This is a genomic window from Micrococcus sp. 140720015-1, from assembly GCF_053627595.1.
On the sequence record NZ_JBSEYC010000001.1, the window covers coordinates 89,068 to 101,160 of the forward strand.

11 protein-coding genes are annotated in these 12,093 nt (G+C 72.5%); 4 read left to right on the plus strand and 7 right to left on the minus strand.

Translation table 11 applies throughout. From position 1 onward, the window contains the following. Positions 1-114: 114 nt before the first annotated feature. The 7 genes from ACUXPL_RS00420 to ACUXPL_RS00450 form a co-directional block, all read right to left on the minus strand. Entirely contained in the window at positions 115-900 is a 786-nt protein-coding gene (locus ACUXPL_RS00420) for a 2-oxo-hepta-3-ene-1,7-dioate hydratase (RefSeq protein WP_454181143.1), read from the minus strand. 392 nt (positions 901-1,292) lie between these two features. Beyond that, positions 1,293-2,459, minus strand: coding sequence for a 3,4-dihydroxyphenylacetate 2,3-dioxygenase (gene hpaD / locus ACUXPL_RS00425; RefSeq protein WP_454181145.1), 1,167 nt, complete (start codon positions 2,457-2,459; stop codon positions 1,293-1,295). Between the two features lie 262 nt (positions 2,460-2,721). Then, positions 2,722-4,266, minus strand: a complete 1,545-nt coding sequence (gene hpaE, locus ACUXPL_RS00430; protein WP_454181148.1) for a 5-carboxymethyl-2-hydroxymuconate semialdehyde dehydrogenase — start codon at positions 4,264-4,266, stop codon at positions 2,722-2,724. An 83-nt stretch (positions 4,267-4,349) separates the two neighbouring features. Continuing rightward, the gene (locus tag ACUXPL_RS00435) at positions 4,350-5,051 is read right to left on the minus strand and encodes a GntR family transcriptional regulator (protein WP_454181149.1); all 702 of its coding nucleotides are present in this window, start codon (positions 5,049-5,051) and stop codon (positions 4,350-4,352) included. Between the two features lie 2 nt (positions 5,052-5,053). Continuing rightward, positions 5,054-6,652: a fumarylacetoacetate hydrolase family protein gene (locus ACUXPL_RS00440; protein ID WP_454181151.1), complete on the minus strand. Its 1,599-nt coding sequence runs from the start codon at positions 6,650-6,652 to the stop codon at positions 5,054-5,056. Positions 6,653-6,746: 94 nt separating this feature from the next. Next, a complete protein-coding gene (locus tag ACUXPL_RS00445) occupies positions 6,747-7,961 on the minus strand; it encodes an aminotransferase-like domain-containing protein (RefSeq protein WP_454181153.1) in 1,215 nt (404 codons plus the stop codon). Positions 7,962-8,033: 72 nt separating this feature from the next. Beyond that, the gene (locus ACUXPL_RS00450) at positions 8,034-8,831 is read right to left on the minus strand and encodes a hypothetical protein (RefSeq protein ID WP_454181155.1); all 798 of its coding nucleotides are present in this window, start codon (positions 8,829-8,831) and stop codon (positions 8,034-8,036) included. 157 nt (positions 8,832-8,988) lie between these two features. On the opposite strand from ACUXPL_RS00450, the gene ACUXPL_RS00455 reads away from it, so the two are divergent. The 4 genes from ACUXPL_RS00455 (at position 8,989) to pdxT (ending at position 12,061) form a co-directional block, all read left to right on the plus strand. After that, positions 8,989-9,834: an HpcH/HpaI aldolase/citrate lyase family protein gene (locus tag ACUXPL_RS00455; RefSeq protein WP_454181157.1), complete on the plus strand. Its 846-nt coding sequence runs from the start codon at positions 8,989-8,991 to the stop codon at positions 9,832-9,834. A 51-nt stretch (positions 9,835-9,885) separates the two neighbouring features. Next, on the plus strand, positions 9,886-10,371 hold the full coding sequence (locus tag ACUXPL_RS00460; RefSeq protein WP_454181159.1) for a DedA family protein: 486 nt from the start codon (positions 9,886-9,888) through the stop codon (positions 10,369-10,371). 116 nt (positions 10,372-10,487) lie between these two features. Further along, positions 10,488-11,432 (plus strand): pyridoxal 5'-phosphate synthase lyase subunit PdxS, encoded by a 945-nt coding sequence (pdxS, locus tag ACUXPL_RS00465; protein ID WP_036313496.1) that lies wholly within the window; start codon positions 10,488-10,490, stop codon positions 11,430-11,432. Then, complete coding sequence (gene pdxT / locus ACUXPL_RS00470; RefSeq protein WP_454181161.1) at positions 11,429-12,061, plus strand: pyridoxal 5'-phosphate synthase glutaminase subunit PdxT; 633 nt, start codon at positions 11,429-11,431, stop codon at positions 12,059-12,061. Before pdxS ends, pdxT begins: the two co-directional genes overlap by 4 nt. The last annotated feature ends 32 nt before the right edge of the window (positions 12,062-12,093 follow it).

A 12,093-nucleotide genomic window follows, 5' to 3' on the forward strand; every position in this document is an offset into this window, starting at 1 on the left:
GGGTTCTCCGCGCCCTCCACCCGACGCGGGTTGAGTTGTCGCGGGTGGAGAGGGGTCGTACTGGTGAAAGGTCAACCCGCGTTGCGGGCGGGCGGGGCGACGACGGCGGGCGGCTCAGGCGAAGCGGCAGGTGATGGTCCCGAGCGGGCCGTAGTCGGCGTAGACGGTGTCGCCCTCGTACACCCACATCGGGCGGGTGAAGGAGCCGGCGAGCACGATCTCACCGGACTCGAGCGCGTCCCCGTGCTCGGCGATGCGGTTGGCCAGCCAGTGCACGCCGTTGGCCGGGTGGTTCAGCACGCCCGCGGCCACCCCGGTCTCGATGATCTCCTCGTTGCGGGAGAGGATGCCGGCGACCCACCGCAGGTCCACGTCGTGCACGCCCACGGGGCGGCCGCCGATCACCAGGGAGCCCAGGGCGGCGTTGTCCGAGATGGTGTCCGTGATGGTGCGGCCGGCCATCTCGATGCGGGAGTCCAGCACCTCCAGCGCGGGCACCACGTACTCGGTGGCGCGCAGCACGTCCATCAGGTTCAGGCCGGGCCCGCGCAGCTCGTCCCGCAGCACGAACGCCAGCTCCATCTCGATGCGCGGATGGGTGTACTTCTTCCATTCGTACACGTGGCCGGACTCGAACACCTGGTCGTCGAAGATCACGCCGTAGTCCGGCTCGTCGATCCCGGTCGCGTCCTGCATGGCCTTGGAGGTCAGGCCGATCTTGTGGCCCACCTTGCGGCGGCCCGCCTCGACCTGACGCTCGGCCCAGATGCGCTGGACGGCGTACGAGTCCTCGATCTGCATCTCCGGGTAGCGCGCGGTCAGCCGTGGCACGGGCACGCGGTCGATGCCCGCACGGTGCAGCTCGTCGGCGATCTTGACGTGGGTCTCGTGGTCCAGCACAGCGGTCTCCTTCACGACGACGGGCAGGGGCCTGGCCTTGATCGTATACGATTACGCAGCTCGCCCCCGGCCCCGTCGCCATCCTGCCACCGCCCCGGATCAGTCCGGGGCGCGCGTCCCGATGCCCAGCCCGGGCTTGCGGCGGTGCACCGTGAGCCAGGCCAGCCCCTCGGGGCCCGTCTGCGAGGCGGGACACCCCTGCTCCCCACGCTTCGAGGCGGGAAATCGAGCTCAAACTGGCCCTCCCGACTCGAATGAGGTGGATTTTCCGCCTCGAACGGCGTGGGACGGGGGGACGCGGAGGGTGGCAGGGAGTGCGGCCGACGACGGCGGGCAGCCGAGGTGGGTGCCCGCCGTCGTCGTGGTGTCCCGGAGCGCGCCGGCAGTGCCGGTCAGAGCTGGTTGCCGAGCTTGTACTCGCCCTGCTTCCACTCCGGCATGGACTCCTCGCCCTGGTCGGCGCGGGTGTAGGAGAAGCCGTCGGCGCCGATGGTCACGTCCATCTCCGAATCGTCGGTGCGGGAGACCAGCGGCTGCAGGTTGCCGTCGAGGTCCAGCACGCGGGAGGCGTCGGTGTACCAGGACGGCACGACCGGGGTGCCCCACCAGTCGCGACGCTGGTTGTCGTGCACGTCCCAGGTGACCACCGGGTTGTCCGGGTCACCGGTGTAGTAGTCCTGGGTGTAGACCTCCACGCGGTGGCCGTCCGGGTCGCGCAGGTAGAGGTAGAACGCGTTGGAGACGCCGTGGCGGCCCGGGCCGCGCTCGATGTGGTCGGACATGCGCAGGGCGCCGAGCTTGTCGCAGATCGCCAGGATGTTGTGCTTCTCGTGCGTGGCGAAGCACACGTGGTGCATCCGGGGGCCGTCGCCGCCGGTCATGGCGGTGTCGTGCACGGTGGGCTTGCGGCGCATCCACGCGGCGTAGACGGTGCCCTTCTCGTCCTGGATGTCCTCGGTGACGCGGAAGCCCAGGTCCTGCATGTAGCGGGCGGCGCGCGGCACATCCGGGGTCACCTGGTTGAAGTGGTCCAGGCGGACCAGGGCGCCCGGGGTGTAGAGGTCGTAGCGCCAGGCCAGGCGCTCCACGTGCTCGACGTCGTGGAAGAACTCGTAGGGGAAGCCCAGCGGGTCCTCGACGCGCACGGAGTCGCCGACGCCCTTGACGAAGCCGTCCCTCCGGCGCTCGACGCGGCAGCCCAGCTCCTCGTAGAAGGCGACCGCCTTGTCCAGGTCCTCGGGGGTGCGCACCCGGTAGGAGAACGCGGCCACGGCGGCGGTCTCGCCCTGGCGCAGCACCAGGTTGTGGTGGATGAACTCCTCCATGGAGCGCAGGTAGACGGTCTCCTCGTCCTCCTCGGTGACCACGAGGCCGAGGACGTCCACGTAGAACTGGCGAGACTGGGCGAGGTCCGTGACCACGAGCTCCATCGAGGCGCAGCGCAGGATGTCCGGTGCCTCGGACGTCGGGGTGGGGAGGGGGTTCTCCGGGTCGATGGGGGCTTCCTTCGTGACGAAGAAGCCGGAGGAGGTCTTCTGGCGGCTCTCGAGGTTGGTCATCGGTGCTCCTTGGTGAGGGGGCGGTGCGCTGTGGCCTGGGACACGGTCAGTGGCTCGATCGTATACGATCCGGGCGTCCGGCGGAAAGGCTCTCGAGGAACGCGGGGTGAATTGTCGCGGGTCCGGGGTGCCCGCACCCGCGACAACTCAACCCGCGTCGGGTGGGTGGGGGGAGGGAGCCGGCCCGGCCCACCACGACGACGGCGCCCGCACCGTCGCGGGGACGGTGCGGGCGCGGTCGTGGTCGCTGGTCAGCGCGGGGTCAGCCGTCGATCTTCGCCGCGGCCTGCTCCTGCTTGCCGAACACCGGGTTGTGGACCTCGCCGAGGTTGATGTGCACGGCCTGCTGATCGGTGTAGAAGTCGATCGAGCGGTAGCCGCCCTCGTGGCCCAGGCCGGAGGCCTTCACCCCGCCGAACGGCGTGCGCAGGTCCCGCACGTTGTTCGAGTTCAGCCACACCATGCCGGCTTCTACGTTCTGCGCGAAGTTGTGGGCGCGCTTGAGGTCGTTGGTCCAGATGTAGGCGGCCAGGCCGTACTTGGTGTTGTTGGCCAGCTGCAGGGCCTCCTCCTCCGTGTCGAACGGGGTGATGGCCACCACCGGGCCGAAGATCTCCTCCTGGAAGATCCGGGCGTCCGGGGCCACGTCCGCGAACACCGTGGGCTGCACGAAGTTGCCCTCGGGGAAGCCCTCCGGGCGGCCGCCGCCGGCCACCAGGCGGGCCTCGGTCTTGCCGATCTCCACGTAGGACATGACCTTCTCGAAGTGCTCCGGGTGCACGATGGCGCCGACCTCGGTGGTCTCGTCGTCCGGCAGGCCGACCTTCACACGGGAGGCCTGGGCGGCGTAGCGCTCCACGAACTCGTCGTAGACGGACCGCTGGACCAGGATGCGGGAGCCGGCGGTGCAGCGCTCGCCGTTCAGGGAGAACACGCCGAAGATGGTCGCGTCGATCGCCGCGTCCAGGTCCGCGTCCTCGAACACCACGGCCGGAGACTTGCCGCCGAGCTCCATGGACAGGCCCTTCAGGTGCGGGGCGGCGTTGGCGAAGATGATCTGGCCGGTGCGGGACTCGCCGGTGAAGGAGATCAGCGGCACGTCCGGGTGCTTGACGAGCGGGTCGCCCGCGTAGCCCTCCTCGCCGAAGCCGTGCACCATGTTGAACACGCCCTTCGGCAGGCCGGCCTCCTCGAAGATCCCGCCCCACAGGGAGGCCGAGAGCGGGGTGAACTCCGCCGGCTTCAGGACCACCGAGTTGCCCGTGGCGATGGCCGGGGCCAGCTTCCAGGACTCCAGCATGAACGGGGTGTTCCACGGGGTGATCAGGCCGGCGACGCCGATCGGCTTGCGGTTCACGTAGTTGATCTGGCGGCCCGGCACCTTGAAGGTGTCGTCGTGCTGGGCCACGATCAGGTCCGCGAAGAAGCGGAAGTTCTCGGCGGCGCGGGCGGCCTGGCCCTTCGCCTGCTTGATCGGCAGGCCGGTGTCGAAGCACTCCATCTCGGCGAGCTGGTCGCCGCGGGTCTCCATGATGTCGGCGATCCGGTGCAGCACGCGGGAGCGCTGGCGCGGCAGGGCCTGGGACCACTCGCCGGACTCGAAGGCCCGCTTCGCGGCGGCGACGGCGCGGTCGATGTCCGCGGCCTTGCCGGAGGCGGCCGTCAGGTACGGCTCGTTGGTCACCGGGTCGAGCACCTCGAAGGTGTCGCCGTCGATCGAGTCGACGAACTCACCGTCGATGTAATGGCGCAGGACGTCGGGCAGGCCCGCGGGCGTGCGGGCCTCGATGCTGGTCTTCTCCGTCATGGTGTCTCTTTCGCTGAGTGCTTCGGGTGGGTCTGATGATCGGGGCCTGGAGCAGCCGGCGTCGGCGCCGGTCCGGCCGGCGGTCACGCGGACGGCTCGGCGCTGTGCTCCAGGTAGGCGTGCAGGGTGTTCAGGCGGTGGGCGCGGGCGGCGGCCTCGATCTCCTCGAAGCGCGCCCCGTCCTCGATCAGGCGCAGCAGGTGCTCGTGCTCGTTCACGGAGGCCACCGCCCGACCGGGCACGTACGCGAACGTGGAGGAGCGCAGCGCGGCCAGGCGGTTCCAGCCGCGGTGCACGAGGTCGTGCACGTGCTCGTTCTGGTGATGCTCGAACAGGATCGAGTGGAAGCGGCGGTTGAGCTCGGTGAACGCCACCGGGTCCCAGGCCGTCTCCGACTCCGTCATCGCGCGCATGGTCGCGTTCACCTCACGGGCCGCCGCGAGGTCCTCGGCGGTCACGTGCGGGGCGCACTGGGCGGTGGAGAACCCCTCCACCAGCGCCAGCGTCTCCATGGTGTGGCGGTACTCGACCGGGTCGATGCCCACCACGGTGGCGCCCACGTTGCGCTCGTAGGCCACCAGCTTCTCGGACTGCAGGCGGCGGATCGCCTCCCGCACGGGCACCACGGACATGCCCAGCTCCGCGGCGATCTGGGACAGCACCAGCCGGTCGCCCGGCTCGTGGCGCTGGTCCCGGATCCCCTCGAGGATCGCCTGGTAGGCGCGGTCCGCCTTGGAGACGGGGGTGCCTGCGAGGCCGACCGTTCCGATGTCCGTCCGGCGCATGCTCAGGCGTCGCCCTCCGGGGCCGGGGCGTCCGGCAGGGTCTTGCGGTACTCGGCGAACTTGGCCTTCCACTCGGCGTTCGGGGGGAACATCCCGTCCACCGGGTGGCCGGCCTTGACCTGCTCGTACGCCCAGGCGTCCTGGAGCTCCTGCTCGTAGGCGTCGTCCACGACCTCCTGGAGCAGGGACGGCGGGATGACCACCACACCGTCGTCGTCACCGACGATGATGTCCCCGGGCTGCACGGTGGTGCCGCCGCAGGCGATGGTGCCGCCGACCTCCCACGGGATGTGACGGCGGCCCAGCACGGCCGGGTGCGTGGCGCCGGCGTAGACCTGGAGGCCGACCTCGGCCACGGCGGCGGAGTCGCGGATGCCACCGTCCGTGATCACGGCGTTCGCGCCGTTCACCTGGGCGCGCAGGGCCAGGACGTCCCCGAGGGTGCCGGTGCCGTGCTCGCCGCGGGCCTCCATGACCACCACGTCGTCCGGCTGCACCGAGTCGATCGCCCGCTTCTGGGCGTTGAAGCCGCCGCCGAACTCCTTGAACAGGTCCTCGCGCTTGGGGACGTAGCGCAGGGTCTTGGCGTAGCCGAGGACGCGCCGGCCCCGGTGGATCGGTCGCGGGCCGTCGATGGTCGCGTTCTGGATGCCGCGCTTCTGCAGCTGGGCGGTGAGGGTGGCCACCGCGATGGCGTCGATCTTGGCGCGCAGCTGAGGGGTCAGCAGGGAGCGGTCCGGCTGCGGGGCGCTCGCGACCCAGTGGCCGTTCTCGTCCACCGCGGACGACGACGGCGCCGCGGCCTGCGGGGCCAGACCGGCGGCCTCGCGGGAGCCCCAGGCCTCCTCGCGCTGCACGTCGTCCACCTGCGGCTGCGCGCCGAACGGGGCCAGGGAGTGCTCCGAGTCGACGACCGTCGTCACCAGGCGGCCGGTGGTCGGGGCGCCGGGGGCGCCGGGGGCGTCCACCTCCACCTCGACGACGTCACCCGGCTGGGCCACGGAGGATCCGGCGGGGGTGCCGGTGAGGATGACGTCGCCCTCCTCGAGCGTCATGAGCTGCGAGAGGTCGGCCACGAGCCGGCCGAACGGGAAGACGAGGCCCTCGGTGGTGTCCTCCTGGACGATCTCGCCGTTGACCCAGGTGCGCACGCGCAGGGCGGCCGGGTCCAGGCCCGCGGCGGAGATCACCGCGGGGCCGAGCGGGGTGTAGCCGTCGCCGGACTTGTTCTTGACGTTGGAGCCCTTGTCCGCGTGGCGGAGGTCGTAGAGGCCCCAGTCGTTGGCGGCGGTGATGCCGGAGACGTGCGACCAGCCCTCCTCCGGGCTGACGCGCCGGGCGGTGCGGCCGATGATCAGCGCGATCTCGCCCTCGTAGGCGAGCAGCTCGGTGCCGGCGGGGCGCTCGATCGTGTCGCCGCTGCGGGCGATGGAGGTGCCGGCCTTGAGGAAGTAGCCGGGGGCCTGCGGGGACCGGCCGCGCTGGGCGATGCGGGAGGGGTAGTTCAGGTGGAGGGCGAGCACCTTGCCCGGCCGGTTCTCCCGGACGGTGAAGTCGTGCTCGGTGACGGTGGGCGTGGGCTCCGGTGTGCTCTGCGTCATGGTCGAGATCGTATACGATCTCGCGGGCCCGGGGAAGGGGTCGCACGTCCGGCAGACGCGCCGGGCCGACGTCGTCGTGGGCGCCCGCCGCGGCTCAGCGGGCCCGGGCGATCGACTCGTTCACCGCCGGGGCCAGGCGCCGCACACCCTCCACGAGCTTCTCGGCCTCCACGAACGAGTACGCCAGGCGCAGGGTGGAGTGCGTGCCCTCGACGGGGGTGAAGGCCGCCCCCGGCACGAACACCGCGCCCGCCTCGATGCCGCGGTGCATCACCTCGAGGGTGTCCACCCCGGCCGGCAGGGTGGCCCACAGGAAGAAGCCGCCCTGCGGGGTGATGAACTCGACCCCCGGGTCCCAGTGCTCACGCACCGCGTCCACGAGCGCCCCCGCCCGCTCGCGGTACAGCCCGGTCACGTGGCGGACGTGGCCCTGCCAGTCCAGCTGCGTGACGAAAGCGGTGGAAAGCATCTGCGAGTACGTGGACGCGTGGATGTAGGCCGACTCCGCGCACAGGTAGAACTCGCGCTTGAGCTCGGCCGGCACGAGCGCCCAGCCGATGCGCACGCCCGGGGAGAAGATCTTGGACATCGTGCCGAGGTAGACCACGTTGTCCCGGTGGTCGGCGGCGATCGGGGCGACGGGCTCGCCGTCGAACGCGATCTGCCCGTACGGGTTGTCCTCCACGATGAGCACGCCGTGCTTCTCGCAGATCGCGCCCACCTCGGCGCGGCGGCCCGGGGGCAGGAGGGCGCCCGAGGGGTTCGCGAACGAGGGGATCGTGTAGAGGAAGGCCACGCGGCGGCCCTCGGCGGCCAGGCGGGTCAGGGTCTCGTCGAGGGCCGCGGGCACCAGGCCGTGGTCGTCGGTGCCCGTGGCCACGGCGTCGAGCTGCCACGTGTTGAAGGTGGTCAACGCGCCCACGAACGTGGGGTCCTCCACCACGACGACGTCGCCCGGGTTCGCGAACGCCCGGCAGGCGGTGTCGATCGCGGCCTGCGAGCCGGGGGTGATGACCACGAGCTCGGGGTCCGCGTCCGGGATGCCGTCGGCGGCCATGACGCTGGCTGCGGCGGCGCGCATCTCCTCGGTGCCCTGGCCGGGGCCGTACTGCAGGGACTCCGTGCCGAACCGGGTCATCAGGTCGGAGGCGATCCGGCCCAGCTCGTCGAGGGGCAGGTCGGCGAGCCACGGGTTCCCGCCCGCGAGCGAGACGAGGTTCGGGTCCATCGCGATGTCGAAGACGTCGCGGACCGCGGACTGCTTCACGCCGACGGCGCGCTGGGACAGGTGATCTCGGAGATTCCGCACGCTCGGCACCCTATAGCACGACGCGGCCGCCGGTGGAGGCCCGATGACGGGCGACGACGGCGGGTCGCGCGGTCAGGGGGCGCTCGGCTCCTGGGCGGGGGACCACGTGTCCTGGGTCGGCTCGGCGGGACCCCACGACGACTCCTCGGCCGGCGCCCAGGTGTCGTCCGAGGGCTCGGCCGGTGACCACGTGTCCTCCGACGACTCGCCCTCCGGCGCCCACGTCTGCTCGCCGGATCCGTCGCTCGGCTCCCCGCTCGGCGTGGGGTCCCCCTGCGGGACGTCCACGGACTCGCCGAGGTGGAGCGGCTCGAGCCCCAGCACGTCGTCGAGGTCCCGGCCGTCCACCTCGAGCCGGACCTGTCCCGCTGACGTGAAGGCGGCGGCGGTCGCCTGCAGCTGGGCGCGGATCCGCTCGGCCGTGCAGTCGTCCTCCGGCGTCACGGCGCCGGTGAAGGTGAAGATCTCCACGTCGCCCTCGCGGCGGTGCCCGGTCGGGGTGAGGGTCTCACGCGCGTCGAACACGGCGTTCCACAGCGACGGGTCGCCGTGCCAGCCCTGCTCGTCCGCGAACAGGAAGTCCAGGGCGGCGTCCGCCTCGTCCTCGGTGTCCGTCGGCACGGTCTGCACGGGCACCAACAGGTCGCCGCAGCCGAAGGGCCGGCCGCTCGTCCCCGGGACCGCCTCCGCCTCGGCGACGGCGAGGTAGACCGTCAGCGGCTGATACCCCTCCGTCGCGGGCAGGGGCACGCCGTCGTCGGACGCCGAGTCCTCGGCCAGGCCGGGGTCGACCGCGCAGCCGGCCAGCAGGCACACGGCGGCCACGGCACCCGTGAGCCGCAGGGCGCGGGGAGGGGAGGGCGGGCGCATCGGATACTCCTGGCGGTCGGGGCTCGGCGGCGTCGGACGGGCCGACGGCCCCTCCATGCTACGGCCGTCCGCCTCGCCCGCCGCGAGCGGGTGTGAGGCCTCCCACGGGGGGAAGGGGCCCGCGGGCGGACGGCCGCGGCGGGCTAGGCTGGAGGCCATGCCCGTGAGGAACCGTCGCGCCGCCGCCCTGCCCGCCAAGCTCAGCCGCTCCTGGCTGCTGGTCAACGCGGCCACCCCCGACGCGTTCGCCCCCGCCCTGGCCTCCGAGGCCGACTCCGTCATCTTCGACCTCGAGGCCGCCGTGCCGGAGGAGCAGAAGGACACGGCCCGCCAGCACGTCGTGGACGCCCTCTCCGGCGGCATGACGGCGTGGGTGCGCATCTCCCCGACCTCCACGGACCACTGGCAGCGGGACCTCGAGGCGCTCGCGGGCCTCGACGGCGTGCGCGGCGTCGTGCTGGCCGAGACCGAGGAGCCGGAGCAGGTCACGTTCACCGCCATGCGGCTGCGCGCCGGCACCCCGGTGATCGCCCTGCTGGAGTCCGCCCTGGGCATCGAGAACGCCACGGCCGTGGCCAAGGCGCCGGGCACGTTCCGTCTCGCCTTCGGCGTGAACGACTTCCGCAAGGACGTCGGCGTCGGCGAGGACCCGCTGGCCATGGCCTACGCCCGCTCCCGCATGGTGATCGCCTCCCGCGTGGGCCGTCTGCCCGGCGCGATCGACGGACCGCCCGGCAACACGGACGGGGAAGAGGCGGTCATTGACTCCAGCGCCGTCACCGCCTCGATGGGCATGACCGGCCGCCTCGTCCTGAACCGGGATCAGGTGGACTGGGTCAACCGGGCGATGTCTCCGTCCGAGGACGAGCTCGCGTGGGCCCGCGACCTGCTCGAGAAGCACGCGCAGGGCGCCGCCGTCGGCGACGGCTCGTACCTGCCCCGCGTGCTGCGCGCCCAGAAGATCGCGGACCTCGCGGACTCGTACGGGCTCTGGAACGCGTGAGCACGGCCGGGGCGCGCACATGAGTCCCCGCACCGACGGGTGGCTCCGCCCATGATGGCGTGGATCGAGGGGCTGCCGCTGCTGTGGTCCATCGGGTTCTTCTGGATGCTGGCGATCCTGCGCACCCTGATCGTGTTCTCGCTCGGGCGGGGGCTGGCCTCCGGCGTCGAGCGGACCCGCTGGTTCGCCCGCGTGATGAAGGGGCCCGTCTATGTCCGGGCCCAGCGCTTCATCCAGCGCCACGGGGTGTGGGCCATCCCGTTCTGCTACCTCACGGTGGGCATCCAGACGGCGGTGATCGGCTCCGCCGGCGTCGCCCGCATGCCCTGGCGCCGGTTCCTGCCGGCGGCCGCGCTCGGCACGTTCCTGTGGGGCGTGGTGTACGGGACCGTCGGGATGGCCGTGGTGTGGGCCGTCATCGGCGCGGCGCTCGGAGAGGGCCGGGGCGTCCTCGCCCTCGTGCTGATCCTCGCGGCGGTGGCCGCGTTCGTCGTCTGGCGCCGACGCCGCACGCTGCGCCGGCACGGGGCCGGGTGACGTCGTCTGTCCGTGACGCGGGCCGGGGGTCGCCGCCGGGGGACTAGAGTTGACCGCGTCTCCGCCCCGGCCAGCCGCCCCGCGGCCGGGGCCGCCACCCCTTCGGAAGGACCACCATGAGCGACGAGCGCGCCCGCAGCTTCTCCGCCTCCACCGCCTCCGCCGCCGACGACGGCGCCCGCGGCACCGGCACGACCCGCGTCAAGCGCGGCCTGGCGGACATGATGAAGGGCGGCGTGATCATGGACGTCGTCAACGCGGAGCAGGCGCGCATCGCCGAGGACGCCGGCGCCGTGGCCGTCATGGCGCTCGAGCGGGTCCCGGCCGACATCCGCGCCCAGGGCGGCGTGGCCCGCATGTCCGACCCCGACCTGATCGACGGCATCGTCGAGGCCGTGTCCATCCCCGTGATGGCCAAGGCGCGCATCGGCCACTTCGTGGAGGCCCAGGTGCTGCAGGCGCTCAAGGTGGACTTCATCGACGAGTCCGAGGTGCTCTCCCCGGCGGACTACGTGAACCACATCGACAAGTGGGACTTCGACGTGCCCTTCGTGTGCGGCGCCACCAACCTCGGCGAGGCCCTGCGCCGCATCACCGAGGGCGCGGCCATGATCCGGTCCAAGGGCGAGGCCGGCACCGGCGACGTCTCCGAGGCCGTGAAGCACATCCGCACCATCCGCAAGGAGATCGCCCAGCTCCAGGGCCTGGCCCAGGATGAGCTGTACGTGGCCGCGAAGGAGCTGCAGGCGCCGTACGAGCTGGTGCGCGAGGTCGCCGAGACCGGCGCCCTGCCCGTCGTGATGTTCACCGCCGGCGGCGTGGCCACCCCGGCCGACGCGGCCCTGATGATGCAGATGGGCGCCGACGGCGTGTTCGTGGGCTCCGGCATCTTCAAGTCCGGCAACCCGGCCGAGCGCGCCCGCGCCATCGTCAAGGCCACCGCCCAGTTCGACGACCCGATGGCGGTCGCCGAGGCCTCCCGCGGTCTGGGCGAGGCCATGGTGGGCATCAACGTGGGCGACCTGCCGGCCCCGCACCGCCTGGCCGAGCGCGGCTGGTGAGTCCACAGAAGACCGTCGGCGTGTTCGCTCTCCAGGGCGACGTGCGGGAGCACGTGCACGTGCTCGAGTCCCTCGGCGCGCGTACGCGCCCGGTGCGCCGCCCCGCGGACCTCGAGGGCCTGGACGGCATCGTGCTGCCCGGCGGCGAGTCCTCCGTGATGGACCGCCTCGCCCGGATCATGGGGCTGAAGGACCCGCTCATCGCCGCCCTCCGCGACGGCCTGCCCGCCTACGGCACGTGCGCGGGGCTGATCATGTTGGCCCGGGAGATCCGCAACCCGGCGCCGGATCAGGGCAGGCTCGGCGTGCTGGACGTGGCCGTGCGGCGCAACGCCTTCGGCGCGCAGGTCGACTCGTTCGAGGAGGACCTGGACGTCCCCGCGGTCGCGGCGGAGCCGGTGCACGCCGTGTTCATCCGCGCCCCCGCCGTCCTCCAGGCGGGGGAGGGCGTCGAGGTCCTGGCGAGCGTGCCGGCGTCGCGCCTGTCCGTGCCCGCGGCGGACCCGGGGGTCGACGGCGACGCGCGGCTGCCCGTGGCCGTGCGGCAGGGCCACCTGCTCGCCACGGCCTTCCACCCCGAGGTGACCGGCGACTGGTCCTTCCACCGGGCGTTCCTCGCGGGGCTCTGAGCGGCCGGCCGGCCTCGCGCGCGACGGGCGCG

What these genes read in the sequence shown, in the direction of transcription:
- ACUXPL_RS00435 (WP_454181149.1), bottom strand. Translation starts at nt 5,051, where the DNA reads ATGCGCCGGACGGACATCGGAACGGTCGGCCTCGCAGGCACCCCCGTC.
- ACUXPL_RS00455 (WP_454181157.1), top strand. Translation starts at nt 8,989, where the DNA reads ATGCCCGTGAGGAACCGTCGCGCCGCCGCCCTGCCCGCCAAGCTCAGC.
- ACUXPL_RS00460 (WP_454181159.1), top strand. Translation starts at nt 9,886, where the DNA reads ATGATGGCGTGGATCGAGGGGCTGCCGCTGCTGTGGTCCATCGGGTTC.
- ACUXPL_RS00440 (WP_454181151.1), bottom strand. Translation starts at nt 6,652, where the DNA reads ATGACGCAGAGCACACCGGAGCCCACGCCCACCGTCACCGAGCACGAC.
- hpaD (WP_454181145.1), bottom strand. Translation starts at nt 2,459, where the DNA reads ATGACCAACCTCGAGAGCCGCCAGAAGACCTCCTCCGGCTTCTTCGTC.
- ACUXPL_RS00450 (WP_454181155.1), bottom strand. Translation starts at nt 8,831, where the DNA reads ATGCGCCCGCCCTCCCCTCCCCGCGCCCTGCGGCTCACGGGTGCCGTG.
- pdxS (WP_036313496.1), top strand. Translation starts at nt 10,488, where the DNA reads ATGAGCGACGAGCGCGCCCGCAGCTTCTCCGCCTCCACCGCCTCCGCC.
- hpaE (WP_454181148.1), bottom strand. Translation starts at nt 4,266, where the DNA reads ATGACGGAGAAGACCAGCATCGAGGCCCGCACGCCCGCGGGCCTGCCC.